This window comes from Desulfogranum aggregans (genome assembly GCF_055398265.1).
In genome coordinates, this window is sequence record NZ_AP042447.1 from 254,685 (window position 1) to 280,017 (window position 25,333).

At 53.0% G+C, this 25,333-nt stretch carries 24 protein-coding genes; 17 read left to right on the forward strand and 7 right to left on the reverse strand.

The genetic code is table 11. The features are described 5' to 3' along the window. Window positions 1-117 precede the first annotated feature (117 nt). The 3 genes from ACZ52Z_RS01155 to ACZ52Z_RS01165 form a co-directional block, all read right to left on the reverse strand. Entirely contained in the window at window positions 118-339 is a 222-nt protein-coding gene (locus tag ACZ52Z_RS01155) for a MoaD/ThiS family protein (RefSeq protein ID WP_464268929.1), read from the reverse strand. Between the two features lie 58 nt (window positions 340-397). Further along, window positions 398-2,125 carry an aldehyde ferredoxin oxidoreductase family protein gene (locus ACZ52Z_RS01160; protein WP_464268930.1) on the reverse strand — a complete coding sequence of 576 codons (1,728 nt, stop codon included), beginning with the start codon at window positions 2,123-2,125 and terminating at the stop codon, window positions 398-400. A gap of 178 nt (window positions 2,126-2,303) precedes the next feature. Further along, complete coding sequence (locus tag ACZ52Z_RS01165; protein WP_464268931.1) at window positions 2,304-2,645, reverse strand: hypothetical protein; 342 nt, start codon at window positions 2,643-2,645, stop codon at window positions 2,304-2,306. 299 nt (window positions 2,646-2,944) lie between these two features. Between ACZ52Z_RS01165 and ACZ52Z_RS01170 the strand changes: the two genes are divergently transcribed. From ACZ52Z_RS01170 to secA, 7 genes are all read left to right on the forward strand, one after another. Further along, the gene (locus ACZ52Z_RS01170; RefSeq protein WP_464268932.1) at window positions 2,945-3,130 is read left to right on the forward strand and encodes an indolepyruvate ferredoxin oxidoreductase subunit alpha; all 186 of its coding nucleotides are present in this window, start codon (window positions 2,945-2,947) and stop codon (window positions 3,128-3,130) included. A 123-nt stretch (window positions 3,131-3,253) separates the two neighbouring features. After that, window positions 3,254-3,670, forward strand: coding sequence for a hypothetical protein (locus ACZ52Z_RS01175; RefSeq protein ID WP_464268933.1), 417 nt, complete (start codon window positions 3,254-3,256; stop codon window positions 3,668-3,670). Then, complete coding sequence (alr, locus tag ACZ52Z_RS01180; protein ID WP_464268934.1) at window positions 3,667-4,794, forward strand: alanine racemase; 1,128 nt, start codon at window positions 3,667-3,669, stop codon at window positions 4,792-4,794. Before ACZ52Z_RS01175 ends, alr begins: the two co-directional genes overlap by 4 nt. 145 nt (window positions 4,795-4,939) lie before the next feature. After that, a complete protein-coding gene (gene argS, locus ACZ52Z_RS01185; RefSeq protein WP_464268935.1) occupies window positions 4,940-6,595 on the forward strand; it encodes an arginine--tRNA ligase in 1,656 nt (551 codons plus the stop codon). A gap of 8 nt (window positions 6,596-6,603) precedes the next feature. After that, the gene (locus ACZ52Z_RS01190) at window positions 6,604-6,882 is read left to right on the forward strand and encodes a hypothetical protein (RefSeq protein WP_464268936.1); all 279 of its coding nucleotides are present in this window, start codon (window positions 6,604-6,606) and stop codon (window positions 6,880-6,882) included. 57 nt (window positions 6,883-6,939) lie between these two features. Beyond that, complete coding sequence (locus tag ACZ52Z_RS01195) at window positions 6,940-7,458, forward strand: N-acetyltransferase (RefSeq protein WP_464268937.1); 519 nt, start codon at window positions 6,940-6,942, stop codon at window positions 7,456-7,458. A 55-nt stretch (window positions 7,459-7,513) separates the two neighbouring features. After that, window positions 7,514-10,063, forward strand: a complete 2,550-nt coding sequence (gene secA / locus ACZ52Z_RS01200; RefSeq protein ID WP_464268938.1) for a preprotein translocase subunit SecA — start codon at window positions 7,514-7,516, stop codon at window positions 10,061-10,063. Window positions 10,064-10,234: 171 nt separating this feature from the next. Here the strand turns inward: secA and ppk2 are convergent, their stop codons facing one another. Further along, window positions 10,235-11,140: a polyphosphate kinase 2 gene (ppk2, locus tag ACZ52Z_RS01205; RefSeq protein ID WP_464268939.1), complete on the reverse strand. Its 906-nt coding sequence runs from the start codon at window positions 11,138-11,140 to the stop codon at window positions 10,235-10,237. Window positions 11,141-11,364: 224 nt separating this feature from the next. Here ppk2 and ACZ52Z_RS01210 point away from each other — a divergent pair, with 224 nt between their 5' ends. Next, a complete protein-coding gene (locus ACZ52Z_RS01210) occupies window positions 11,365-11,781 on the forward strand; it encodes a hypothetical protein (RefSeq protein ID WP_464268940.1) in 417 nt (138 codons plus the stop codon). A gap of 27 nt (window positions 11,782-11,808) precedes the next feature. On the opposite strand, the gene ACZ52Z_RS01215 is transcribed toward ACZ52Z_RS01210, so the two are convergent. Beyond that, window positions 11,809-12,525: a metallophosphoesterase family protein gene (locus ACZ52Z_RS01215; RefSeq protein ID WP_464268941.1), complete on the reverse strand. Its 717-nt coding sequence runs from the start codon at window positions 12,523-12,525 to the stop codon at window positions 11,809-11,811. A 31-nt stretch (window positions 12,526-12,556) separates the two neighbouring features. Further along, window positions 12,557-14,017 carry a cardiolipin synthase gene (gene cls / locus ACZ52Z_RS01220; RefSeq protein WP_464268942.1) on the reverse strand — a complete coding sequence of 487 codons (1,461 nt, stop codon included), beginning with the start codon at window positions 14,015-14,017 and terminating at the stop codon, window positions 12,557-12,559. A 172-nt stretch (window positions 14,018-14,189) separates the two neighbouring features. Between cls and argJ the strand changes: the two genes are divergently transcribed. The 5 genes from argJ to ACZ52Z_RS01245 are packed head-to-tail and all read left to right on the forward strand — an operon-like array spanning window position 14,190 to window position 20,285. Next, window positions 14,190-15,374, forward strand: a complete 1,185-nt coding sequence (gene argJ / locus ACZ52Z_RS01225) for a bifunctional glutamate N-acetyltransferase/amino-acid acetyltransferase ArgJ (RefSeq protein WP_464268943.1) — start codon at window positions 14,190-14,192, stop codon at window positions 15,372-15,374. Between the two features lie 12 nt (window positions 15,375-15,386). Next, complete coding sequence (locus tag ACZ52Z_RS01230) at window positions 15,387-16,922, forward strand: CYTH and CHAD domain-containing protein (RefSeq protein ID WP_464268944.1); 1,536 nt, start codon at window positions 15,387-15,389, stop codon at window positions 16,920-16,922. Window positions 16,923-16,936: 14 nt separating this feature from the next. After that, window positions 16,937-17,683: a ParA family protein gene (locus tag ACZ52Z_RS01235; RefSeq protein ID WP_464268945.1), complete on the forward strand. Its 747-nt coding sequence runs from the start codon at window positions 16,937-16,939 to the stop codon at window positions 17,681-17,683. Continuing rightward, window positions 17,680-18,174 carry a SixA phosphatase family protein gene (locus ACZ52Z_RS01240; protein ID WP_464268946.1) on the forward strand — a complete coding sequence of 165 codons (495 nt, stop codon included), beginning with the start codon at window positions 17,680-17,682 and terminating at the stop codon, window positions 18,172-18,174. Before ACZ52Z_RS01235 ends, ACZ52Z_RS01240 begins: the two co-directional genes overlap by 4 nt. Before the next feature lie 17 nt (window positions 18,175-18,191). Further along, window positions 18,192-20,285, forward strand: coding sequence for a chloride channel protein (locus ACZ52Z_RS01245; protein WP_464268947.1), 2,094 nt, complete (start codon window positions 18,192-18,194; stop codon window positions 20,283-20,285). 95 nt (window positions 20,286-20,380) lie between these two features. On the opposite strand, the gene ACZ52Z_RS01250 is transcribed toward ACZ52Z_RS01245, so the two are convergent. Further along, window positions 20,381-20,614 carry a hypothetical protein gene (locus tag ACZ52Z_RS01250; protein WP_464268948.1) on the reverse strand — a complete coding sequence of 78 codons (234 nt, stop codon included), beginning with the start codon at window positions 20,612-20,614 and terminating at the stop codon, window positions 20,381-20,383. 79 nt (window positions 20,615-20,693) lie between these two features. Between ACZ52Z_RS01250 and ACZ52Z_RS01255 the strand changes: the two genes are divergently transcribed. From ACZ52Z_RS01255 to ACZ52Z_RS01270, 4 genes are all read left to right on the forward strand, one after another. Beyond that, window positions 20,694-21,950, forward strand: coding sequence for a valine--pyruvate transaminase (locus tag ACZ52Z_RS01255; protein ID WP_464268949.1), 1,257 nt, complete (start codon window positions 20,694-20,696; stop codon window positions 21,948-21,950). A 1-nt stretch (window position 21,951) separates the two neighbouring features. Continuing rightward, window positions 21,952-23,655, forward strand: a complete 1,704-nt coding sequence (locus ACZ52Z_RS01260; protein WP_464268950.1) for an MORN repeat-containing protein — start codon at window positions 21,952-21,954, stop codon at window positions 23,653-23,655. A 65-nt stretch (window positions 23,656-23,720) separates the two neighbouring features. Further along, window positions 23,721-24,101 (forward strand): DUF4177 domain-containing protein, encoded by a 381-nt coding sequence (locus tag ACZ52Z_RS01265; RefSeq protein WP_464268951.1) that lies wholly within the window; start codon window positions 23,721-23,723, stop codon window positions 24,099-24,101. Between the two features lie 41 nt (window positions 24,102-24,142). Next, complete coding sequence (locus ACZ52Z_RS01270) at window positions 24,143-25,324, forward strand: M20 metallopeptidase family protein (protein ID WP_464268952.1); 1,182 nt, start codon at window positions 24,143-24,145, stop codon at window positions 25,322-25,324. Window positions 25,325-25,333: the final 9 nt, after the last annotated feature.

A 25,333-nucleotide genomic window follows, 5' to 3' on the forward strand; every position in this document is an offset into this window, starting at 1 on the left:
ATAAAAGTTCCCGGAGTCAGGGGCGACTGCATCTGGCTCCGGGGTGGTTAGCTGCGCACAGGGCAAGAGGTGTTTCGGCCCTGCAGTGCAGAGTGAGTAAATCAGGTCGCGCCCAGTCTATCCACCAAGTGCCGGGAAAATAGCAACCTGATCACCTTCTTTCACGACCTGGTCGAGCTGGCAGTGGCGGGAGTTGATCATGGTCACCCTTATCTCGTCAGTATCAATGTCAAGCGCAGTGGCAATATCGCGGACAGTCGTCCCTTCGGGAAGGTCCTGTTCCTGGCTGATGAATCGATTTTCACGAAATCGCGCATTGAGTTTTACTGTAACCTTCATCGGTGTCCTGAGAAGCGTTTTCGGAGCCAGGCATGAATGCACCTGACTCCGATGTGGATTAGAAGTTCCAGAAGGTGTCGATTTCTTCACCGGAAAAATCCCACACCACGTTGTGCGGTGCAATAGGCTCTTCGGTAAAGAATTCTGGCAGCCTGTCATCCAGGTTGGTGAATCCTGCAGCCTGGTTGAAGGCACGCTCGACCTTCAGGATGTGCTTGCCCAGATTGGTGACATCGTCGGCGGTCAGATTGATACCAAAGCGGGCGTTGATCATATCGATCAGGGCCGGCAGGCAGGTGGCATCATCCAGGGCGGCAAAGGCAATGAACAGGCACATGCCGGTGGAATCGATGGCCGCCGTGGCTATCTGCAGATTCCGGGAAAGCTCCACCTGGCCTTCATGGGTGAGCGGATCCAGAGAGCCGCCGACACCAAGAATATTAGTGGCAATGGTGTAGCCCATGGTGTGATCGGCACCCTGGGTGGAGGTGGCGTAGGTGATGCCAATTCCTTTGACCGCTCGCGGATCATAGGCGGGAATCGCCTGGTTTTTAACCACCGGAACCCGGGTTACGCCAAAAGCTCTGCCCACAGAACCGGCACCGTTGCCGATGATGCGTCCAAGTGGGGTGCCCTTGGCCACCTCTTCTTTGAGAATGCGTATGATGCCCTCACCGTCGCCGAATTCGAGCACGCCTGCTTCCATGGCCACGCCTATGGCTACAGGGGTTTCAATGGAATCGAGTCCGATGTCGTCCATCAGGTTATCGGCCTCGGCAATGTGGTCCAGGTTGTCCACTGCACAATCGGCCCCAAGGGCCCAGATGGATTCGTATTCAAAACCGGAAGTACGGTATTCATTGTCCGGACCGTTGAACACCTGGGAGCACTTGATCACGCAGCCGGCATGACAGTTATGGGAGGGCTTGCCGCCGCGGGCGACAATGGTGTCGTGCATGGTTTCACCGGAGATCTTCTCGTGGCCTTCAAACTGACCGGCAGAAAAGTTACGGGTCGGCAGTGCCCCGGCTTCATTGATGATATTGACGAGCACGTTGGTGCCGTACTGACCGAGTGCCTGGCTGATCGGATTGTCAATCAGGGCCTTGGCAAAAGTGCGGTTTGCCGCTTTGAAGGCTTCGGGATCAGCAATCTCCACTTTACGCGAGGTCTCAGCCACGGAAATGAATTTTACTTTTTTGGATCCTAATATCGCTCCCAGGCCACCACGGCCGTTGGAGCGCATTTTAGAATCCGGATCCTTGATCGAGATATTGGCGGCCGCCATTTTCATTTCACCGGCAGGGCCGATGGTGATCACGCCGGTCTTCTTGGTGTAGCGTTGTTCTACTGCTTCGGCCACGGCAAAGTTGCCTTTGCCGATCAACTCTGTTTCCTCATTGATGGTGATGCCGTCATCGCTTATGTGGATGTTGTACCAGGCATCGCCTTGGGGTTGTCCCTCAATGATCAGGGCCTTGACCCCAATCCTGGCCAGCAGCTGGGCCGAAGTGCCGCCGGCATTGGCTTCCTTGATGGTGCCTGTGAGCGGACTCTTGGCCCCGCAGGAGAGGCGGCCGGAATTCGCTGCGGTGGTGCCGGAAAGCAGTCCAGGGGCAAAGACTATTTTATTTTTCTTTCCCAGGGGGTGACAGGTCGGCTCTACTTCTGCTGCCACGATGGTGGAAGTAAGTCCTCTGCCGCCATGCCCTGCCCAGTCCGCCGGCACGTCCTCGATGGAGGTGCTCAGATCGGTCATATTTACACGATAAATTTTGTCTGCCATGGGTTTTCCTCCGAATTAGGGCTGTCTTTCAGCATGTGTGTGCTGTTTATCCTGTCGGATAAATGTGCTACTTCAATTTGAGGTTGTGGGCCTCTTTCTTTTAGTGGCAGTGCAGGATTGAAAAATGTGTGTGAATAAAAGCAGCAAAGTGTCCTAGGCGGTGACATATCTGTTGGCCTCAAGAGGCGGTGCCAAGTACTTTTGCAACTATCATCTTTTTCGTATGGGTATCCGGTTCCGGTGTTTTCCAGCTGATAAACTGTTTGACTACCCGCATAAAATCGCCGTTATCCGACTTGCATTGGTCACAGATTGATTCCGCGTTGTCGCGATACATCACAACTTTACTAGCCGGTTCTCCCTGGCTGCTGACAGCGGCCATTTTTTTACAGCCGCAATCCAGGCGGATAACAGCCACACCCACACCGTCCGGGCTGCCTTCAAGAATGGCCTCTATCATGGCCTGTTCCCCGCGCTCCGGCTGGTGAAGAGGGTTGTGCAATTTTTTCTTTGTTGCCATAGGTGATATATTCCATTTTGCTGAGGTTACGACCCAACAAGTTATTCATTTCTTACGGGTTGGGCAATAGGAAAAACCATGATTGCCATAGGCGCCGGGGTGGTGAGGAGATCGGCCTCTATCAGGAGGTGCTCCGGAAAGTGAAAAAGAGTGAAAAACCATAACTGAATACTCTTGACAAAGTCGGGGCGGTCAGGTAGAGGGGAGTCACTTTTTTTACTTTTTCAACCTTGCTGGCCAAGGTTAAAGCACCAGTGTTACATCATGTAACGGTTAATTTTTTTCTGGAGGTTGTAATCATGTGGGAAATCGTTGTTGATAAAGATAAATGTTCAGGCGATGAAGAATGCGTAGCAGCTTGCCCTGCACAGGTATTTGAAATGGTTGACGGCAAAGCTGAGCCGGTTGAAGCTGATGAGTGTCTGGGTTGCGAAACCTGCGTTGAGGTTTGTCCTGAAGAAGCTATCACGGTAACTGAAGTATAAGTTACGTTCTTCGATAGCCAGGTAGTGTATAAGCCCATCCCGCTTCGGGGTGGGCTTATCGTGTTTTAGAGGGACCTGCAGCGCTATGCTGCTGGTCCCTCTGCTGCGTCTGGTGCGTGTCTCTTGTTCAAGCCTGGAGTCAGTCATTCCATTCACCTTTTTGCTGCGCCCTTTCTGTGGACGGTTATCGGGTGGATGCTCGTTTTTCGCGGGTATCGCTTTCTGGATAATGAGAGCCGCTTTCTTCTGTTGCCGATTGCCCTCCTCATTGGTTCCTGCAAAGCGCTGTTTATCCTTGATAAAGTCGCCGTGCATGCGGTAAGGCGCATTGAACGTTTTGATGATAACACCTGTCTTGGCGCAGTTTTTTCCTGGAAGTCATGGATGCTGGTGATGATGATGATGGCGCTGGGCATACTTCTGCGGCAGAGCATGCTGCCCAGGCCTCTACTTGGAACCCTCTACGTGGCCATAGGCTGGGCGCTCTTTTTTTCCAGCCGGCACGGCTGGTTGGCCTGGTACCGTAAAAAGCGATCATGAAAGAATCACTCAACAGGGTAGTGGTCAGTGCCGGCGCACTGAGAAAAAATATGGCTATCTGCCGGAACCATGCAGGTGGTGCTGATATTCTGGCCATGGTCAAAGCAGACGGCTATGGGCACGGTATGATCGAGTGCGCACAGGTGTTTGTAGAAGAAGGTGCGGCAGCGCTCGGGGTAGCGGAGGTGGCTGAGGGCGTTGCCCTGAGGCAGGCAGGGTTTACCCTGCCTGTATTTGTCCTTGCTGGCATCATTCCGCAGACCGCAAAGACGGCAGTCGAATTTGACCTTGTTCCGGTCCTTCCAGACTGCGATGCCCTGGATGCCCTTGACACGCATGCCGGTAGGGTTGGGAAAAAGATAGCTGTTCACCTGAAACTGGATGCAGGTATGGGCCGGCAGGGAACACTGCCGAAAGACATTGTTCGCCTGGCGCGCGAGGTTGAGCTTCGACCCTGGCTGTGGGCAGGTGGGGTTCTCGCTCATTTTCCCATGGCCGATGATCCTACTTCCAGGCAATCCGATCAGGTTGTGGCCACCTTCCTGCGGGCTGTCGCGTTGTTGAAAGAGCAGCTCTCCCATCCTTTTACCTGCCACCTGGCCAATTCCGGCGGCTTGATGTATGTCAACGGCGCTCAGTTTGATATGGTTCGACCGGGTATTTCCCTGTACGGATATTATCCGGATGGTGAAGCCGGCAGGTCAGCAGCACAGGAACCGAAATTGGAACCCGCCATGCGGTTCAGTAGCAGGGTCATCCAGGTGCGCTCGGTGGATGCTGGGGTCGGAATCGGTTACGGGCACAGTATGGTTACCACCAGGCCGACGACTATCGCTGTTTTGCCCATGGGGTATGAAGACGGCTATCTAAGAGTGCTGTCGAATAGGGGGCAGGTATTGCTCAATGGCTGTCGCGCCCCGGTGATCGGAAGGATATCCATGAACCTGACGCTGGTTGACGTGACGGATGTAGGGCCGGTGCGGGTTGGGGATGAGGCGGTGGTGCTTGGACGGCAGGGCGATGAAGAGATTACCGCAGATGAAATTGCCGGATGGATGGGCACTATCAGTTATGAAGTGCTCTGCCTTTTCGGCCATATGAATCAACGGCAATTTATCGACTAAGGATAGTGTAGACACACAATTGGCACTGTTACGCAGTTCCGGCGAACTGCATTCGACGGCTTTTCCGCGGCTTCTTGGTTGTTTTTTCCTGCTGCGTGCGGATAGATGCTGGAGGGGTAACAACATCTTTGTTGAAAAGAAAATTATGATAAGGTCACAAGTAAAAGCGATTGTTGATAGCTGTTTTGCCCAAGGAGTCAGTGCAGAGCTGTGGGGGGAGAATCTACGCGATAGGTATACGGTCGAAGTTCCCAAGCACGGAGGACAAGGTGATTTTTCAACCAACTTTGCCATGGTGGCTGCGGGCATTGAAAAGAAAAATCCTCGAGAAATTGCCGCACGTTTTGTAGAGCTGGCATCAGCTCAGGAGACCATTGTCGAACAATGGGAGGTTGCCGGCCCCGGGTTTATCAATATTTTCCTCAAGAAAGATGTCTGGGCGTCCATCCTGCCGCAAATCGCCGCCGCAGATGAACAGTTTGGTGTCAGCGATAACGGTGCAGGGAAAAAGGTACTGGTTGAGTTCGTCAGCGCCAATCCTACCGGTCCCCTTTCCGTGGGGCATGGGCGCAACGCAATCATCGGTGATGCCATTGCCAGGCTGCTGGCGGCAAGCGGGTACAATGTGCATCGGGAATACTACTTTAACGATGCCGGTCGACAGATGCGGGTTCTCGGGGAGTCTACCCAGGCCAGGTACCTGGAACGATTGGGCCTTGAAAACGAATTTCCCGAGGACGGATATCAGGGAGAATACATTTACGAGATTGCCCAGGCTATGATCGATGAGGCCGGCGAAGCCTTCAGAGATGCCCCGGTCGACGTCTTCAAGGATAGAGCTCAGCAAGCAATATTTAAGGAAATCGACACTACCCTTAAGCGTATAGGCATAACCTTTGACAGCTATTTCAACGAGCATACCCTGTATGAGGAAGGGCAGATAGAAGACGTAGTCGACCAGTTTCGAACCCAGGACCTTGTCTATGAAAAAGAAGGGGCTTTATGGTTTAAGACCAGTGCCTTTGGCCAGGAACAGGACCGGGTCATCATCAAAAGCAGCGGTGAGCCAACCTATCGTCTGCCAGATATTGCCTATCACCGGGAAAAATTTCGGCGTGGCTTTGATTGGATGATTAACGTCTTTGGCGCTGATCATATTGCCACTGTTCCCGATGTGTTGGCAGGCGTTCGCGCTCTCGGGTATGACGACAGTCTTATAACGGTTGTTCTCTACCAGTTCGTCACCCTGCTGCGTGGCGGCAAGCAGGTGAAAATGTCCACCCGCAAGGCGACGTTTGTCACTGTTGACGAACTCGCCGACGAAGTTGGCGAAGATGCACTGCGGTTTTTCTTCCTAATGCGCAAAGCAGACAGTCAGCTTGAATTTGATCTGGATCTTGCGAAAAAAGAAAGTCAGGAAAACCCGGTCTACTATGTACAATATGCCCATGCCCGATTGTGCAGCATAGAAAAACAGGCAAAAGAACAGCAGATGGGCTACAGAGCCGGCAATGAGGTTAACCTACACCTGCTGCAGGAAGCAGAGGAGTTCGGACTGCTGAAGGTTATGGCTGATTATCCACAGCTGGTGGCTGGTGCCGCCGCAGACCTCGCGCCCCATCGGGTAATTTTCTACCTGATGGAATTGGCTGGACAATTCCATAGCTTTTATAATAAACATAAAGTGTTAACAGATAATAAAGAACTGAGTGAAGCACGTCTGTTTCTCTGTTATTGCCTGAAAACCGTATTTCGTAACGGCCTGCACCTGCTAGGTATCAGCGCTCCGGAAAAGATGTAGCTCTCTAGATGGCAGCAAAAAAAAGGCCACGTCCCAGAAAAAAGACCCCCAAACGTTTTCAGTTTCAGCTTGGCTGGAGCGGACTTTTTGGGGTCACCGTTGTTATTTTTTGTATTTTGGTGTGGATGTTCATGCTCGGAGTATGGGCCGGACAGACTATCCTGCTGCCGTCTAAAGAGACACAACGGAGTTCGGGATACACGTCCACCCATCTGGAAACAGAAAGCGAATCGGACCTGCCCACCGTGCATGCAAACGGCAAAAAACGAAAGGTAGAAAGCCGGTAGACTCCCGCTGCATGAGGTGGAGAGCGTTCATGATTGCGGGAGGAATGGTTAGCCGTAATGGAAGATTCCATAGCGTATGATGCAGCTGCCACAGGCAGCGGACGAATTCGTCCGGCCCGGATGGGCGATGTGCGAGCGATCCATCAGCTCCTGATGGGGTTTGCTGATCAGGGCCTGCTATTGCCCAAGTCAATCAGTGCGCTCTATGATTTTCTCCGCGATTTTGTTGTGTATGAGGAGGGCGGAGATATTCAAGGTATCTGCTCGCTGCATATCTGTTGGGACAATCTGGCCGAGATCCGCTCGTTGGCGGTACTGGAAGCAGCGCAGGGCTGCGGTATCGGTCGCGAACTGGTGCAGTCCTGCCTCGACGAGGCCAGGAGCCTGGAAATCAGTCAGGTTTTTGTGTTGACTTATCAGGCGACATTTTTCAGAAATCTCGGTTTTGTCGATAAGGATAAGCAGGAACTGCCCCACAAAATATGGAGCGATTGTATCCATTGCTCAAAATTTCCTGATTGTGATGAAGATGCGCTGATCTATACAACCCCGCCTCTTCCCCAAAAACAAAAATAATGAACAATCTGTTTTCTGATTGATCGAGGCGCTGGCCTCGAGAGTGGAGAATTTTATGCTCGGCAAAGCACTTACCAAGGTTTTTGGCAGTAAGAATGATCGAATCATCAAGCAGCTGCAAAAGACTGTCCACACCATTAATTCCCTGGAATCAACGGTTGAACCGCTCAGCGATGAGGAGCTGGCCGCCAAGACCGAGGAGTTTCGTCAACGCCTGGAAGAGGGGGAGACCCTGGATCAGTTGTTGCCCGAGGCCTTTGCGGTTGTTCGTGAAGCCGCCAAGCGAGTCTTGGGCGAGCGTCATTACGATGTGCAGCTGATAGGGGGCATGGTGCTGCACAGCGGGCGCATTGCAGAGATGAAAACCGGTGAGGGAAAGACCCTGACTTCTACAGCCCCGGTGTACCTCAATGCCCTGACCGGTAAAGGCGTGCATGTGGTCACGGTCAATGACTACCTTGCCCGGCGCGATGTAGAATGGATGGGCCAGGTCTATCGTTTCCTTGGCCTGACCACCGGATGCATCCTCCACGAGATGGACGACTCCCAGCGGAGGGAGGCGTATGCTGCCGATGTTACCTACGGAACCAACAATGAGTTCGGTTTTGACTACCTCCGCGACAACATGAAGTTCGATATTCGGGACTATTGTCAGCGGGGATTTCACTATGCCATCGTCGATGAGGTAGACTCCATTCTCATTGATGAGGCACGGACACCGTTGATTATTTCCGGTCCTGCAGAACAGACCACAGACCTCTACCTTAAAGTGGATCGCATGATGCGTCATTTTAAGGATGAGGACCACTATTCCCGTGATGAAAAATCTCGCCAGATCATGCTGACCGACGAGGGCGTAGCCCTTGCCGAGGAGTTGTTGGAGGTTGAAAATCTCTATGATCCATCAAATATCAACCAGCTCCATCATATCAACCAGGCCTTGAAGGCCCACTTTGTGTTTCAGCGGGACGTGGACTACATCGTCAAAAACGGACAGGTGGTCATTGTCGATGAATTCACCGGGCGAACCATGGAGGGACGGCGTTATTCAGACGGACTTCACCAGGCGTTGGAAGCTAAAGAAGGGGTGAAGATCGAGAAGGAAAACCAGACGCTTGCTTCGGTTACTTTTCAGAATTACTTCCGCATGTATGACAAGCTTGCCGGCATGACCGGTACCGCTGACACCGAGGCGCCGGAGTTTAAGAAAATTTACGATCTGGATGTGGTGATTATTCCCACCCATATGAAAATGATCCGCATCGACTACCCGGATGTCATCTACAAGAACCAGCAGGCGAAATATCGAAATATCGTCAATGAGATCAAGGAGCTCAACCAAAAGGGACAGCCTATTCTGGTGGGTACGATCTCCATTGACGTGTCAGAGAAAATTTCCAAAATGCTGTCCAAAGAAAAGATAGAACATGAGGTGCTCAATGCCAAACAGCATGAACGGGAAGCGGAGATTATAGCTGAAGCCGGATACAAAGGCAAAGTAACCATTGCTACCAATATGGCTGGTCGAGGCACCGATATCAAGCTCGGTGAAGGGGTACGTGAATTGGGCGGACTTCATATCCTCGGAACCAGCAGGCATGAAAGTCGACGCATTGATAACCAGCTGCGAGGACGTTCCGGCCGGCAGGGTGATCCTGGATCGTCTCGTTTTTTCCTCTCCCTGGAAGATGACCTGCTGCGCATCTTCGGATCCGGCCGCCTGAGCGGAATCATGGATAAGCTCGGCATGGAGGAGGACGAGCCCATTGAGCATTCCATGGTGTCCAAAGCGATTGAAAATGCTCAGCGTAAAGTGGAAGGACACAACTTCGATATCCGTAAGCATCTCCTCGAATATGATGATGTCATGAATAAACAGCGTGAGATTATCTACAAACAGCGGCGGGAGGTGCTTGAAAGCGAAGATGTACAGCCCATCATTCAGGATATGATTGCTGAACTCGTCGAAGAGGCGTGCGAAGGCATTGCTGTGGATCGCACCCCCTCGGAAGACTGGGACTGGGAGCAGTTCCATGAACGGATCGCGCAGCTCTTTAACGCCAAGGTCGAGTGGAGCGACGATGAATACCAGGACCTTGATCGTCAGCAGCTGCTGGATAAGCTGACTGAGTCGGTTAACGGGTGGTATACGCAGCAGGAGGAACGGAACGGCAGCGAGCAGATGCGTCAGCTGGAGCGGATGGTGTTGCTCCAGATGGTGGATACGCTGTGGAAAGACCATCTCCTGCAGATGGATCATTTGAAAGAGGGGATTGGTCTGCGCGGCTATGGGCAAAAGAATCCGCTCAATGAGTATAAACGCGAAGGGTACAACCTGTTCAGCGGCATGATTCAGGTGGTGAAACTGCAGACAGTTTCCACCCTGATGCGGGTCCAGATTGTTCAGGACGACGAGATTGAACGACTGGAGGAAGAACGGCGGCTGCAGCGTGAACGGGAATTGGAAGAGGCCAAAAAGGCTTCCAACCCGCAAGCGACTGAGCAAAAAAGTCAACAGCGCAAAGAGCCAAAGGTGGGACGAAATGCCCCCTGTCCATGCGGATCTGGAAAGAAATATAAAAAATGTTGTGGCAAGGCGGCATAAGCAACTCCGCCGACAGGCACCACCAGGGGAGGCCCATCCCGCTTGATTTGTCCAGCGTTTTTGCCTGATTCACCACCCATCGGACGAATCGTCTGGCTGGCGATTGTCCGATGGGCCGATGCATTGAAGATGCAGCAGTAACGGATTGACGGTATGTGAGCCTGCGGCGCGTTAGCCCCGCAGGTCGGTTGGGTTGAACAGGTTCTCTTCCATGTGTTTGATCTCATCAATGCCGGAAATGACGATTTCCGGGTCGGGCTCCAGCTCCTTCAGGTCGATTTTCTTCTCATAATCCAGGTGGTAGAGCAGGTGCCGCATACAGTTGATCCTGGCTTTCTTTTTAACGTCTGATTTGATGATCGTCCACGGGGAATTGGTGCGGTTGGTCTCATTGAGCATCTGGAATTTTTTTACGCTGTACTCATCCCAGAGCTTTTGCGCAAGGTTGTCCACCGGTGAGAGTTTGTACTGCTTGAGTATGTCGGTTTTTCGAGCTTCAAACCGTTTTTTCTGCTCATCCTTTGACACGGAAAAATAAAATTTAAACAGCTGTATTCCGTCCTTTACCAGCAGCTCTTCAAACAACGGAACATCCTTTAAAAAGCGTTTGTGCTGTTCATCAGTGCAGAATCCCATCACTGGCTCCACCATAGCCCGATTATACCAGGAGCGATCGAAAAGAACCAATTCGCCCCCTGACGGCAGGTGGGAGGCATAGCGCTGAAAATACCACTGGCTGACTTCCTTGTCGCTGGGGGCGGCCAGAGCGACTACTCTGGCGTTGCGAGGGTTGAGAAAGGCGGTAATCCGTTTGATTGTGCCGCCTTTTCCTGCTGCGTCCCGGCCTTCAAAGATTGCCAGCACCCGCATGTTTTGTTTTTTTATTTCCAGCTGCAGTTTCATGAGTTCGATCTGCAGCTTTTTCAGCTCTGATTCATATTCAAGGTGGGAGCGTTTAATCCAGATGGAGCAACGCTTATCTGTTTTTTTCTTGTCGGCATTTTTCAGTGCCGTCCCTTCAAGGAGTTTGGTGCTTATCGGGCAGGATGCTCCGTTTTCCTTTGGTTTTTCCCCCATGGTACACTCCTTTGGTGGAATTAAATATTCGAGTTACCCGCTGTCGCTGCAGCCAAGGCCAGAGCGGGGTGCCAATTTTTACGGTCCAATCGCGAAGAACAAGAAAAGAATCGATTGACTTCAACTAGATGATATTACATACAGTATAGGTGGTGAGCCGTTGAAAAACAAGGCACACCCTCGGTGAAGAAAAATTATTGTTCAACGGTAGCAGGAGGAAAAACGTGAGTGAAGTAACAGCAGAGGTAGCAGCATTCCTTGATGGATGGGTGGAAACCGACGACCGGAACAAGGCCGGTTTTCAACGACTGTATGCGCTCTTGCAAGGGCATGAACATGGCCGGCTGGAGTTCCATCCCAGGCCGGGAGTAACCTATTCCCTGCGCGGCATCAGGTCTCAGGAGGAAGGGGACCGCTTGTATGTGATGGTTGATGTGATAGAGGATGAGCCGCGATGGCTTTCTGTCTGCTTTTACGGAGCTATGGTGTCCGATCCCCAGGAAAAGGGTGCCTTTGTCCCTGGTGGCCTTTTAGGAGAGGATGCAGTATGCTTTGACCTCGACACGTACGCCGATGAGGAGTACGAGTACGTCGAGCAACGCATTGAGGAAGCGTATACCGCGTCCGGCGGCAACGCCTGACCCCGGCAGATACTCCTCCCGGCCCGTTCAGTTCAGTTTGCGTCCTGTGCGAAACATGGTGCTGTACAGCGGGGGGAGACCGAGATGGTCTAACTGTCTGACCACCGCCTCCACATCATAGCTGCAGCGGTAATGGCGCACCTCCAGCGATCGTGTGCGGAGAGTTATCGATGCGTAGGACGCCTGGGGGTTGCCGTCGAACATGCGACCGACTGACCCAGGGTTGATGAAATGTACTCCTTCCACATGTTTGTGGTAGGGAGTATGCGAATGGCCGGTAACCACAATGGTGCAGGAGCAGGATTTGGCCAATTCCGCAAATCGGGCGGTTTCGGTGGAGGCAAAAAGAAATTCCTCGTGCCTGGCGGGGCTGCCGTGATAGAGGCAGAGCCGGTGATCGCGATATTTCCAACTGTATCTCTTTTTCAAGGCACACAGGTACTGCCTGTTGGCTTCGCCCAAAGCATCGAGGGTAGTGGTATACATGATCCGTTTTTCCGGTTTGCTCGGCTTTTTAAAGCTTTTTCCCTGCAGGAGGCGGATAACCTTATCATCCGTATTGCCGCGAATGGAATGGGCTTTATGGCGACGGAGCCAATTGAGGGTTTCTTCTGGAAACGGTCCGTAGACGGTACAGTCACCGCAGTTGAAGATGTGATCAAACTGTTCCGGTGGATGCCGATGGCTGATCGCCTCCAGGGCCGGATAATTGCCGTGAATGTCGCTGAGCAGAAGGATTTTCATGGTGTGCTGCTATGTGTGGAGTGATCATCGCTCAAAGGAGCGGGCCCAAGAGCAGTGCTATATTTTCCCGCAAACGTTCGCCAAAGTGACGACCGGTAAAGCGTTCACAGTCAATCTCCGTTGCATTGCCGATGTAGTTCATCTGGAGTTGCCGGACATGGGATGTGAATTGTCGGTCATAGATGAAAAGCGTCATCTCGAAATTGAGCCAGAAACTCCGCATATCAAGGTTTACCGAGCCGAAAAGACAAAAATCGCCGTCAATGGTGATGGTCTTGGTATGGAGCAGACCGTTGGAAAATTCCATGATCTTCACTCCAGCTCTGGTCAGCGCTTCATATCTGGCCCGGCTGGCATAGTGCACCAGGCGGGAGTCATTTTTTTGCGGAACAATGACCGTTACCTCCACTCCGCGCTGCGCAGCTGATTGAAGGGCCGCAAGAATAGCATTATCCGGAACAAAATAAGGCGTTGTGAGGATCAACTCCTTTCGTGCCGCATAGATGGTGGTCAGCAGCAGATTATGAATAGTGCCTTCCTCCAGATTCGGCCCGGATGGCACCAACTGCACTAGCGCATCCCCATGGGGTTCGACAGGGTTGATATTAGAACTGGCGTACAACTCCTCCAGCGGAATGTGACTCTCCATCCTCCAGTCATAGGCGAACGACGCGCTCATGACCTCGACCACGGGCCCCTGAATGCGCACCATGGCATCGATCCATTTTCCCACCCCATGGTTCTGTTTGAAGAACCGGGGATCAACCAGATTCTGGCTGCCGGTATAGGCAATGGTGCCGTCGATAATCGCCATTTTTCGATGGTTTCGCAGGTCTATGCGGACGAACAGTGCCCGAAAAAGGCCTGCTGGCAGGGCTTCGAGGATTTCAATGCCGGCTGTGCGCATCTGTTTGGCTGTCTCGCTTTTCAGGTATGCTTTACTGCCGATAGAGTCGACCAGAACCCTGCACAGCACTCCCCGTTGAGTGGCAGCGATCAATGCCTCGGCAACGCCATCGGCCAAGCCGCCCTCATTCCAAATGTAGAATTGCAGAAAACAGGTGGATTTCGCCTGGCGGATATCTGCAATAAGTTTGCGTAAAAAAGCGGTGGGTTCGGTAATAAGTTCAAGGGTGTTGTCCGGCATGGTAGGGATGCCGACCATGGTATTGATCTGTCGATCAATAGGGCGGCATTCCTGATTGATATGGTCCCAGTTGACCGAAAGCCTTTGAGAAAGGGCGCTAGTCCATTGAGTGATGACCGGTTGCTCTGTCAATATCTTTCGTGCTCTTCGTTCACCGAGTCTGGTTTCGCCAAAGAGCAGATACGCACCGGCACCGATAAAGGGAAGAAGCAGGATGATGATCAACCAGGCTAAAGAGACGCTCGCGGAGCGTTTACGCATAATAACGCGAAGGGAGAGGCCGATGCGAATGGTGAGGTCCGCGATGAATATGGAGGTTGTGAGAACCCAGTAGATTTTATCCATTTGCTCCCAGGGGCGCTGGTCAGTCGATGCATAAAGAGGTGGGGCGGGGCTGATTTGCCTCGCGCCAGGAAAAAAGTGTTGCTGCGCCCCATCTTCACTTTTTTTTTAACCGGTATCTGTTAGATTACACCTAATTGTCCATCTCTTAAATGAAATATTCTACAGGACTCGTATGCACGTTACTGGATTTACGTTTGCAGCCGTTGAAGCCGGGGTTCGATACGCTAATCGTCTGGATCTTGGGCTCATTTACTCCGAGGTGCCGGCGGTGACCGCCGGTGTATTCACCACCAATGCAGTCAAAGCTGCTCCTGTGCTGATTGATATCGAGCGCTTGCGTGACGGCAAGGTGCAGGCGGTGCTCGTCAACAGCGGCAATGCCAATGCCTGCACCGGAGAACAGGGAATGGAGACTGCGCTGGCCACCGGTCAGCTGGTTGCGGAAAAGTTGAAGATTGACCAGGAGCTTGTGCAGCTTGCCTCCACAGGTGTTATCGGCGAGCCTCTGCCCTTTGAACCTTTCCAGGCAGCCATTGGCCCACTGACAGATTCGCTCTCGCCGGAGGGAGCGGCTCGACTGGCCGAGGCGATGATGACCACGGACACCTACCCGAAAACTGCCTTTGCCTCTGTAGAAGTCGGTGGGAAAACGGTCTCCATACTCGGCGTTGCCAAAGGATCGGGCATGATCATGCCCGATATGGCCACCATGCTCTGTTTTGTGATGACCGATGCGCAGATCGTATTCCCGGTACTCAACACCATGGTCCGAGAAGGGGTTGATCGGAGTTTTAACCGGATTACCGTTGACGGCGATACCTCAACCAACGACATGGTGCTGGTCATGGCCAACGGTGCAGCCGGCAATCCCTGGATTGACGATGAAAACCCTGAAGCGGCGCAAAGTTTTGAGACCGCCCTTCACGGGGTGCTGCATGACCTTGCACTGCAGATCGTACGTGATGGTGAAGGGGCAACCAAAATGGTTACCTTGCGTATCCAGGGGGCCCGGGAGCAGGAAGAGGCCATGAGTGCCGCTCAAACAATCGCCAATTCAGCCTTGGTGAAAACCGCTTTTTTCGGTGAAGACGCCAACTGGGGCCGGATTATCGCCGCACTGGGACGATCGGACTGTGCCTTTGATCCCAACAAGGTTTCCATTGCCTTTGATGACGTTCTCCTGGTCGAAAACGGGGTTACACGCGGAAAAGAGGCGGCCAAAGCGGCTGACCAGGTATTGAAAAAAAAGGAATTTTCCGTGGTTGTCGACCTGCACGAAGGCATGGAAGCAGCCGAGGTCTATACGTGTGATTTTTCCTATGACTATGTCAAAATCAATGCCGATTATCGAACATAGGGGTGCAGTGACATGGAGCAAACTATAGTGTATGGCTGGTACCTGCCGGACGAAGATGCGGCGAACGCGTTCCTTACGGTGCTGGGCAAAACATTTACCCTTGCCTATGAACCGGAAGAGGAACGAACGCTTTCCTATTACGACTCATTTGACTGGCGGCTTTTTGGTGCCGGGTACCTCTTTAGCTGCAATGGAGGGAAATGGGCACTCCGTGATCGTGTGACAGGAGAGGTTACCCTCCGGGAGAATGGTCCTCAGCCCACAGAAGGCCTGTTCGCCGATGCCTTTGCTGAAGGCGGATTGCGGAACCGCCTGCAGTCGCTGTTGGAAATGCGCTGTGTCTTGCCCATGGCCTCCGGGACGGTGACGGTTCAGGAAGTTCGCCTGCTCAACAAGGACGAAAAAACCGTGGTTCGCCTTTTCCTTGAATTGCATCATATGGAGGGCGGAGACCAACCGTTGAGGGCCCTCAGGATAGAGCCGGTTCGCGGATATACCAGGCAACTGGAGAAGGTCCATTCCACGTTGAAGAATTTTGATCCCATTGACCGGCCGCTGGCAATGCTTGACCTGGAGCAAGGGAGTGCAGGCAAGGGGAGAACCCCGGGTGATTATTCATCGAAATTTGTACTCCATCTTGATCCGGACCAGACCGCCCTTTCCGCAGTCAAGGATATTTATCGCCAGTTGCTCCAGACCATGCATACCAACTTGCCGGGTATCATTGCAGACCTGGACTCCGAGTTTCTTCACGACTTCCGCGTAGCTGTGCGGCGAACGCGCTCCGGTCTATCCCTGATCAAGGACGTGTTGCCGCCGGGGGTGGTGAGCCGTTTCAAAACAGATTTTGCCACCCTTGGGAAAATAACCGGACCCACCCGCGACCTGGATGTATATCTTCTCTACGAAGAGGAGTATAAGCAGCGCCTGCCTGAGTCCTTGCAGACAGGACTGCATACCTTTTTCGAAAACCTGGCCCAGTTGCGGGCAAAGGAACAGCGCAGCATGGTCCGGGCACTTCGCGGCGATCGGGTTCAGGATATTCTCGGTGCCTGGGGGGAGTACCTGGAAAGCAGTGATGACGCAGCCGCAAAATATGCAGATGTACCGGTTATAGATATCGCGAAAAAGATAATTTTTCGTCGGTATAAGCGGCTGTTGAAAGATGGACTCGCCATTCACGCTGAAACCCCTGATCAGGAGATTCACCGCCTCCGCATCCAGGGCAAAAAGTTGCGCTATGCTATTGAATTTTTCAGCTCCATGTTTCCTGAAAATGCTATTGGCGATGCGGTGCGCAGGTTAAAGAAACTCCAAAATTATCTTGGAGATTTCAATGACCTTTCCGTGCAGCAGAAAATGTTGCGGGAATATCTGCAGCACACCCGGCCCGGATCGAGGAAGAATTTAGAGCTTGGGTCAGCCCTGGGCGGTCTGCTGAGTAACCTCCACCAGGAACAGGTAAGTGCGCGCGATCAGTTTCCACGAGTTTTCGGCAAGTTCAGCAGTGCCAAGAATAAGGCCTTATTTGAACAGCTTTTCACCTGAACAGGGGAGTGGGTATGAGCATCCTCGCGGTTTATAACATCAAGGGTGGCGTTGGTAAAACAGCTACATCCGTGAACTTGGCTTATCTTTCCGCTCAACAGGGGGTTAAAACGCTGTTGTGCGATCTTGACCCCCAGGGGTCGGCCTCTTTCTATTTTCGTATTCGATCTCCAAAAAAGTTTAATACCAAAAAGCTCCTCAAAGGCGGGGAGCATATTGAAAAAAATATTCGTGGAACCGACTATCCGCAGCTCGACCTGTTGCCAGCCGATTTTTCCTATCGAAATATCGATATCGCCTTGGATGAATTGAAAAAGTCCACGACCCGGCTCAACAGTGTTTTACGGCCGTTGTTAGGAGAATATCAGCAAATCATTCTCGATTGTCCGCCGAATCTTACCCTGCTTGCAGAAAATATTTTTGTCGCCGCCGACCGGATATTGGTTCCAATCATTCCAACAACCCTTTCGCTGATGTCGCTTAAACAACTGTTTAAGTTCATGGAAAAAATAGGTCAGCGCCGTCAAAAGGCGCTGGTGATGTTTTCCATGGTGGAAAAGCGGAAAAAGATGCACCTGGAGTTAATGACCGCAATGCACAACCGCAAGGGCGTGCTCCACGCTGCCATTCCCTACCTGGCGGATGTTGAACGGATGGGGCTGTACCGTGAGCCTGTTACTGCCGCCCTGCCCAGATCCAGAGCTGCCCAGGCGTACCAGCAGCTCTGGCACGAACTGAGTGAGCATATGACCAGACCATGAAAACTCTTCTCCTCTGTCGTCACGCCAAATCGAGCTGGAAAGATCTTTCCCTTACTGATAGAGAGCGTCCTCTGAACAAGCGAGGAAAACGGGATGCCCCCGATATGGGCAATCGGGTCCGCGAGCGAGGGGTGAAACCTGATGCTATCGTTGCCTCGCCGGCAAAGCGGACACAACGTACGGCCAAGCATCTTGCCCGAGCCCTGGAGTATCCTGTCGGAGAAATTCAGACTGTTGAATACCTCTATGGTGGAGGACCTAGCTCTATACTCCATGTGCTGCGCAGCCTGGATGATGCACTGCAAACCGTGATGCTTGTTGGCCACAATCCGGAGACCACCATGGTCGCCAATCTACTCGGAGATTTGTCCATCGACAATGTACCGACCTGCGGCATTGTGGCCCTTGAATTTTCCTTTGACCAGTGGCGGAAGGTGCAGGCAGGCAGCGGTACCCTGGCATGGTATGATTACCCGAAAAAGAAGCCCTGAATGAGAAGAGGCAAGGCGTGAAACGAAACCCACTGGGCTTGCTGCTCGATCGTCTTTCACCCCCTCAGGGTTTAGTGTTGATCCTGCTAGCTATCCTTGTCGGCAGTTTTACCGGCCTTGCCGCAGTGGCCTTCATTCATTTGATCGCCTGGATTCAGCTGGCCCTGTATACGGTTTTTCATTCCGCTGTTCCCCGTCTGGGCATATGGAGCTACCTGTTAGTTCCCCTGACCGGCGCTCTCCTTGCGGGACCGCTCATCGCCTGGTTCGCCCGGGAGGCAAAGGGACATGGTGTTCCGGAAGTAATGCAGGCCCTGATCCTGCAGGGGGGAAGGATCCGGGCGAGAGTCGCTGCTGCAAAGATTGTGGCTTCGGCCCTGTGTATCGGCTCAGGTGGATCAGCCGGGCGAGAAGGGCCGATTGTTCAGGTAGGATCTGCCCTTGGTTCCGTCACAGGGCAATTGCTGCATCTTTCCGATGAACGGATTAAGAATCTTGTGGCCTGCGGTGCGGCTGCCGGCATAGCAGCAACCTTTAATGCACCGATAGCCGGTGTGGCATTTGCCATTGAAGTGTTGATGAGCGAACTGCAGGTCAGGATGTTTGGCAACGTGGTGATCGCCGCGGTCTCGGCTTCGATCATCAGTCAGGTTTTTCTCGGCGACCAGCCTGCTTTTCTCGTGCCGGCCTACTCCATGTCTTCGCCCTTTGAAATTATATGGTATCTCTTGCTGGGACTGATTGCAGCGCTGGTGGGTATTTTTTTTATTCGCAGCCTGGATGTATCCGAGCGGATTTTTGACGGCTGGAAATTTCCGCTTGCGCTCAAACCCTCCGTTGGTGCCGTACTGCTAGGCATATTGGGCATGAGCTACGTTGCCTTTACCGGCGCCTCTCCTGAAATTCTTTTTGGATACTCGCCGCAGCAACTGGTGGAACACAAACCCCATGTCTATGGATCGGGCTTTGAATTCATCGAGCGAACTCTTCGCGGAGAGGCGAGTTTCCTTCCTTTTTTGCTGCTGGTGCTGTTAAAGCCTCTGGCCACCTCCTGTACCCTCGGTTCCGGTAATTCCGGCGGGGTTTTCGCCCCGTCTCTATTTACTGGAGCTATGCTGGGTGGAAGCATGGGGGCTCTCCTCTCCTCCCTGCTCCCGGAACTGGCCGGCCCAACAGGGGCCTATGCTCTGGTTGGCATGGCGGCAGTCTTCGCCGCGTGTGCTCACGCTCCACTCACGGCCATCCTGATAGTTTTTGAAATGAGCAGCGATTACGGATTGATTCTGCCGTTGATGATCGCCGCGGTCACCGCCTCCAATGTGGCCCAGCATTTCTTTCATGATTCCATGTACACCACCAAGCTGACCCGGCGCGGTATCCGGTTCGACCAGGGAAGGGACCTTGATATCATGCAGGGGGTGATGGTGCGGGAGGTAATGAACAGCGAGCCGGTGATTATCGAAAAAGATGCCCCTCTGGCTCGACTTTTTCAGCTGTTTCAGGAAACCAATTATCTGGGATTTCCGGTGGTGGATGAGCAGGGGCTGCTTTGGGGAATTGTGACCCTGCAGGATCTGGAAAAGGTGCTGACAGAAAACAACAAATCAGCACGAGAGTTGAAGGTTGAGGATGTGGCGGTAGTCAAACCGGTAACCGTTTTTCCCGATGAACCGATATGGACCGCAATCCAGAAAATGGCCCCTCGGGACCTGGCACGTCTGCCGGTTGTCAGCAGAAGTAATCCCGCCACCCTCATCGGGCTCATCAGTCGGAGCAATATTTTGCGGGCGTATGATGTGGGCATCGTCCGCAAGCAAAGGGGGCAGTTGCTTGACCAGAAAATGGTCCTGAGGAGGGAGGAGCAGAACGTTTTTGTTGAGGTCAGGCTTCAGGCCGGACACAAGGCAGTCGGTTTGCTGCTGAAAGAGCTGCATCTGCATGAGGATGTTAATGTTGTTTCCATCGAGCGAGATGGCGTGCTGCATATACCGAAAGGAGAAAGCCGGTTCGCTGATGGGGATATCGTGACTCTTTTTGCGAGAAAAGAGGCGGCAGAAGTTGCCACCAGCCAATTTACAGGGCGCGGGGAAGAGAAGTGGGATGAAGAGTGACAAATCCGTGGCTGTGCAGCCAAATTGCTTGAAGTGTAAGCATTTTTATGTGACTTATGAGCCGGCAATGCCTCGAGGCTGCAGGGCCTATGGTTTCAAAAGCCGGCAGATGCCTGCTGCTGTTGTTTTTGCCAGTTCCAAAGCACATTGCCAGCTTTTTCAGAAACGTTGAACGCCGCATCCTGCGAGTTGGGGTTGGGAGCTCCCTGTTTCTGCGGCCAGCCAATTTTCTTGAGAGAGTCTGATTTTTTTGTATTACCATGAGTAGTACCTGTTGCATTTAATACAGCGCTTAATTTTCGGCTGATTTGCCTGTCCGGCAATACCATCGTCCGTCTTGTGCTCCAATCCGCCATTTGAGAGGGAGGAAAAGAACCGCAGCCAGTGGTTGCAGTGGAATGTAATCGTATGAAGTTATCAAAATTTGGAGAAAAATTTTCAGGTGATGCCGGCATACTCGCACTGATGGATGACCTTGGACGTGCTATGGCTCAAGGGGATATGATCATGATGGGCGGCGGCAATCCCGGCGTTATCCCCGAAGTACAGCAGGTCATTCAGCATCAGCTGCAGGATATTGTCGCCGATGAGCAGGCAGTGCAAAAACTAATCGGCATTTATGATCCTCCCCAGGGCAAAGGGGAGTTTCTTGAGGCGCTCGCCCATATGCTGAGGGCGGAGTTCGGTTGGCCGGTATCGCCGTCCAACATTTGCCTGACCAATGGAAGCCAGGCGGCTTTTTTCCTGCTGTTCAACATGTTTGCCGGTGAATTCAGCGACGGCACACGCAAAAAAATTCTCCTGCCAATGGCGCCGGAATATATCGGCTATGCAGATCTTGGATTGTGCAGTGATTTTTTTCTCTCTGTCCGACCGCGTATAGAGTGCATCGGTGAGCATCTTTTTAAGTACAGGGTTGATTTCAATGGCATTGATATAACAGAGGAGGTCGGAGCAATCTGCGTGTCTCGACCAACCAATCCCACGGGAAATGTACTGACCGATGCCGAGATACATGGTTTATCCGAACTGGCCCTGGAGCATGACCTGCCGTTAATTATCGATTCTGCCTACGGGGTGCCTTTTCCGGGAATGGTCTATACGGATATCACCCCCCTGTGGAACGAAAACAGTATTGTCTCCATGAGTCTGTCAAAATTCGGTTTACCGGCAACGCGAACCGGAATTGTCATTGCCGGAGAACGCTATATCAAGGCCCTGTCGGGCATGAATGCCGTGGTCAATCTGGCGCCCGGCAGTCTGGGGGCCACTGTCACTACCCCATTGATCCGTTCAGGCGAGATGCTGCGGCTGAGCCGGGAGGTCATCCGTCCGTTTTATCAGCAAAAAATGAAACGTGCCCTGGATGTGGCTGCTGAGTCTTTCGCCAAGACCGACTATAAGGTACACACGCCGGAAGGCTCCATGTTTCTCTGGTTTTGGTTTCCCGGGCTGCCCATTACCAGCGCGGAACTGTATCAACGGCTTAAGCGACGCAAGGTGCTGGTTGTTCCCGGTGAAAGTTTTTTTCCGGGCATCGATCCTGAGTGGTCCCATGTTCATGAGTGTATCCGGGTGAATTATTCACAGAATGAAGAGGAAGTGCATGAGGGAATTCGGATTATTGCCGATGAAATACGAGCAATTTTTGCGACGAGGGGTTGAGATGATTTTTTCGCGGTCACGCCTGTTGTTGCTGTTTCTCATCCCTTTATCGGTTTTCGTCCTTGCCCATACCGTTCACAGCCAGTGCCTGGAAGGCGACTGCAGGAACGGGACCGGGCATCTTGTGAGCGCAGACGGGCGTGACTATGTGGGGGAATTCAGGCAGGGATACCTGTGGGGTCATGGTAAGCTGGTGTTGCCCGATGGCTCCGTGTACGAGGGCAGTTTTCAACAAGGCCGGTTCCATGGCAAAGGTACGCTGGTCAGTGCTGATGGCCGCCGCTATACCGGCACGTTCAAGGATGGGGTTATTGACGGCAAAGGCACCTTGACCCTTGCAGACGGTCAGCAGTACATGGGAGATTTTACCCTTGGCCGTTTTAATGGGCACGGGAGTCTTTTTTATCCGGATGGTCGAGAATATACCGGTGATTTTCGCAACAACATCATCCACGGAAAAGGTAAGCTGACCTATGAGGACGGCTCAACCTACGAAGGGGAATTTGTTAATGGCAAGCCTGAGGGTAAAGGTGTCCGCCGTTATCTTGATGGTACACGCTACGAAGGCGATTATATCGGAGAAAGCCGCGAGGGCTCTGGCCGACTGGTGTTTCCTGACTCAACGGTCTATGAGGGACAATTCCTTCATGATATCTACCACGGCCAGGGGCAGCTGAAATTTGCAGACGGAAGAGAGTACATCGGTACCTTTGACCAGGGAAGCATGACCGGCAGCGGTACAATGACCTGGCCCGACGGCGGGGTGTATACGGGTGAGTTTGACAATGGCATCCCCCAGGGCACCGGGATGATGGAATATGCCAACGGGAACCGGTATGAAGGCGATTTTCAACATGGCCTGCGCCATGGCCAGGGAGTACTGGTCTATGCCGACGGCAGTCGGTACGAGGGCGGTTTTGCCGATAACCAGCTCCATGGTCAGGGGAGTTTACAAAAGGCCGATGGCACCATCTTTACCGGCACCTTTGACCAGGGCATGCCGGTTGAGCCGGCAGTGGTTGTTTCAACCGAGGAGCCGAAAGAGCCCGAGGAAGCAGCGCAACAGGCTGCAGCCAGCTCTGACAAGGAAGGTGACGTGTATGGTCCGTTGCGAATCGTTGCCAGGGTACCGGAAGAGAGTGTGGTGGCTGAGGGATTGTATCTGGTCGATGGTATCGTGTTCGCAGACAGCCAGCAACGGGAGCGATTCACCGGTACGGCACGAATCACCTCTGCTGATGGCAACAGGTATGAGGGGGAATTCCGGGATGGAAAAAAGGATGGCAAGGGTACCCTGTTTTATGCTGACGGCAGAAGGTATACCGGCGAGTTTTCCCAGGGGAGCAAGCAGGGAAGCGGTCGGTTGACCTATCCCGATGCATCGGTCTATGAGGGCAACTTTATCGCTGATCGTTTTGAAGGAGAGGGCACCTATACCTTTGCCGACGGCAGTCGCTATGTGGGTGAATTTAACAGGGGCAGCTTTGACGGCCTGGGGAAATTGACCTATGCTGACGGGAAAAAATATGTCGGTACGTTTAGAGACGACTTGCCGCAGGGCTACGGTACGCTGGTTGATCCCGATGGTACGGTGTACGAAGGCGGATTTCGCAATGGCCGCAGAAACGGCACGGGAACGCTGACCTTTAAGGACGGTCGTGTTGTCGAAGGAACCTTTCGAGATGATCAATTGGTCAGAGAGTAGGGCGGCAAGACGGAGATACGCAAAATCGTGTGACGGGTTAAGACAGAGTAGATGAGTGGAGGAGTATGAACTGGCAGTATCGAACAATTATTTTTGAGTTTGCCAAAGACGGTTTGCTCGGCGAGCGGTATGTCAATGATGAAGACATGGAACAAACGCTCAATGACCAGGGCTCCATGGGATGGGAACTGGTCAGCGTGGTCATGGTGCAAGAGGGTCTGCTTGCTGTTCTCAAACGTCCCGGCAATGCTGTCGCCAGCAAACCAAGGCCTACGGCAGCGCTGGAGGAAGGGCCGGGAAGTATAAAGAACCGTGTCCCGGAGAGCATGAGTAAGGAAGCTGTAACGCAACAGGAACAGGAACATATCCGCTCCATCACCAGGGCGGAAAAGCAGACGGGAGGGCAGCCCGAGAAACGCCATGTCGGAGACATACCCATTAGCTGATAGTCATGTTGATTCACTAAGCGCCGGAGGGGAAAACGCGTATGCCGGTTGATTTATCCTTACTGCTTCACCTCAAGGAGGTGCGCCGAAAGATTCATATGCATCCGGAACTCGGCTACCGTGAGGAGAAGACAGCCGCTCTCATCCGAAACGAGCTGGACGCATTGGGCGTTTCCCACCGTCAACTGGCTGTTACCGGAATTCGAGCGGAAATTATCGGCCGCACATCCTCCATTGACAATCCGCTTCCCACCATAGCCCTGCGGGCGGATATGGATGCCCTGCCCATCCAGGAAAACACCGGATCGGCATATGCTTCGCGCTACGAGGGAGTCATGCACGCCTGTGGTCATGACGGCCATGTGGCCATGTTGATCGGGGCGGCCCACTTGCTCTGTCAACGAGATTTTGCTGGCAGGGTCGTACTCCTGTTTCAGCCGGCCGAGGAGGCTGGCAACGGGGCTTCTCAAATCATTGCCGAACAGGGGCTTGACGACGTAGAATTGATTTTTGGCGGTCATATTGATACCCATTTTCCGACTGGGTACCTGACCGTTGACGAAGGCCTGATCTGTTCGTATGCCGATCCATTCATCATACGCATCCATGGGCGCGGCGGCCATGCTGCACGGCCCCACGAGGCGATTGATTCGGTGGTGTTAGCTTCCACTCTGGTCATGAATATGCAGACCCTCGTCTCGCGCCAGATCAACCCCTCCCATGCTGCGGTGGTTACTGTGGGCAGACTGCAAGCCGGGACGGTGCTCAATGCCATTGCTGAAGAGGCCGTGCTGGAGGGAACCATGCGCAGTGCCCACCCTGAGACCCGTCGCAGCCTGAGAGGAGCGCTGCAAAGGCTTATCCTGGGGGTGAAGGATATGAGTAATGCGGAAATAGAGCTGGAGTTTCTTGATGGGTTGCCTGCGGTGATCAACGATCCGCAGGCCACAGCGATTGCTCATGCTGCGGCAGTGGATATTGTCGGCCGTGACCGGGTCGGTACCCAGGGAACTCCAAGTCTTGGCGGAGAGGATTTTGCCTTTTATCAACAGTGCATTCCCGGTTGCCTGGTTCGGTTCGGAGCACAGATACCGGGTGACAAGGTAGGGCCGGCCCATTCCGGCCGCTATGATTTCGACGAAGCCGTGTTGGGCGTCGGGGCGGAATGGCTGGCAGCTGTGGCCCGCAAAGGCCTTAGCGCCCTGGCAGGAAAGAAAACCTAACCGAGGCGA

Bases quoted from the DNA above. Each gene is read 5' to 3' on its own strand.
- ACZ52Z_RS01235 (WP_464268945.1), top strand. From the start codon at position 16,937: ATGAGCATCCTCGCGGTTTATAACATCAAGGGTGGCGTTGGTAAAACA.
- ACZ52Z_RS01195 (WP_464268937.1), top strand. From the start codon at position 6,940: ATGGAAGATTCCATAGCGTATGATGCAGCTGCCACAGGCAGCGGACGA.
- ACZ52Z_RS01250 (WP_464268948.1), bottom strand. From the start codon at position 20,614: ATGGTATTGCCGGACAGGCAAATCAGCCGAAAATTAAGCGCTGTATTA.
- ACZ52Z_RS01165 (WP_464268931.1), bottom strand. From the start codon at position 2,645: ATGGCAACAAAGAAAAAATTGCACAACCCTCTTCACCAGCCGGAGCGC.
- secA (WP_464268938.1), top strand. From the start codon at position 7,514: ATGCTCGGCAAAGCACTTACCAAGGTTTTTGGCAGTAAGAATGATCGA.
- ACZ52Z_RS01230 (WP_464268944.1), top strand. From the start codon at position 15,387: ATGGAGCAAACTATAGTGTATGGCTGGTACCTGCCGGACGAAGATGCG.
- ACZ52Z_RS01260 (WP_464268950.1), top strand. From the start codon at position 21,952: ATGATTTTTTCGCGGTCACGCCTGTTGTTGCTGTTTCTCATCCCTTTA.
- ACZ52Z_RS01190 (WP_464268936.1), top strand. From the start codon at position 6,604: ATGGCAGCAAAAAAAAGGCCACGTCCCAGAAAAAAGACCCCCAAACGT.
- cls (WP_464268942.1), bottom strand. From the start codon at position 14,017: ATGGATAAAATCTACTGGGTTCTCACAACCTCCATATTCATCGCGGAC.
- argS (WP_464268935.1), top strand. From the start codon at position 4,940: ATGATAAGGTCACAAGTAAAAGCGATTGTTGATAGCTGTTTTGCCCAA.
- ACZ52Z_RS01265 (WP_464268951.1), top strand. From the start codon at position 23,721: ATGAACTGGCAGTATCGAACAATTATTTTTGAGTTTGCCAAAGACGGT.
- ACZ52Z_RS01170 (WP_464268932.1), top strand. From the start codon at position 2,945: ATGTGGGAAATCGTTGTTGATAAAGATAAATGTTCAGGCGATGAAGAA.
- ppk2 (WP_464268939.1), bottom strand. From the start codon at position 11,140: ATGGGGGAAAAACCAAAGGAAAACGGAGCATCCTGCCCGATAAGCACC.
- ACZ52Z_RS01215 (WP_464268941.1), bottom strand. From the start codon at position 12,525: ATGAAAATCCTTCTGCTCAGCGACATTCACGGCAATTATCCGGCCCTG.
- ACZ52Z_RS01155 (WP_464268929.1), bottom strand. From the start codon at position 339: ATGAAGGTTACAGTAAAACTCAATGCGCGATTTCGTGAAAATCGATTC.
- argJ (WP_464268943.1), top strand. From the start codon at position 14,190: ATGCACGTTACTGGATTTACGTTTGCAGCCGTTGAAGCCGGGGTTCGA.
- ACZ52Z_RS01255 (WP_464268949.1), top strand. From the start codon at position 20,694: ATGAAGTTATCAAAATTTGGAGAAAAATTTTCAGGTGATGCCGGCATA.
- ACZ52Z_RS01160 (WP_464268930.1), bottom strand. From the start codon at position 2,125: ATGGCAGACAAAATTTATCGTGTAAATATGACCGATCTGAGCACCTCC.
- alr (WP_464268934.1), top strand. From the start codon at position 3,667: ATGAAAGAATCACTCAACAGGGTAGTGGTCAGTGCCGGCGCACTGAGA.
- ACZ52Z_RS01240 (WP_464268946.1), top strand. From the start codon at position 17,680: ATGAAAACTCTTCTCCTCTGTCGTCACGCCAAATCGAGCTGGAAAGAT.
- ACZ52Z_RS01270 (WP_464268952.1), top strand. From the start codon at position 24,143: ATGCCGGTTGATTTATCCTTACTGCTTCACCTCAAGGAGGTGCGCCGA.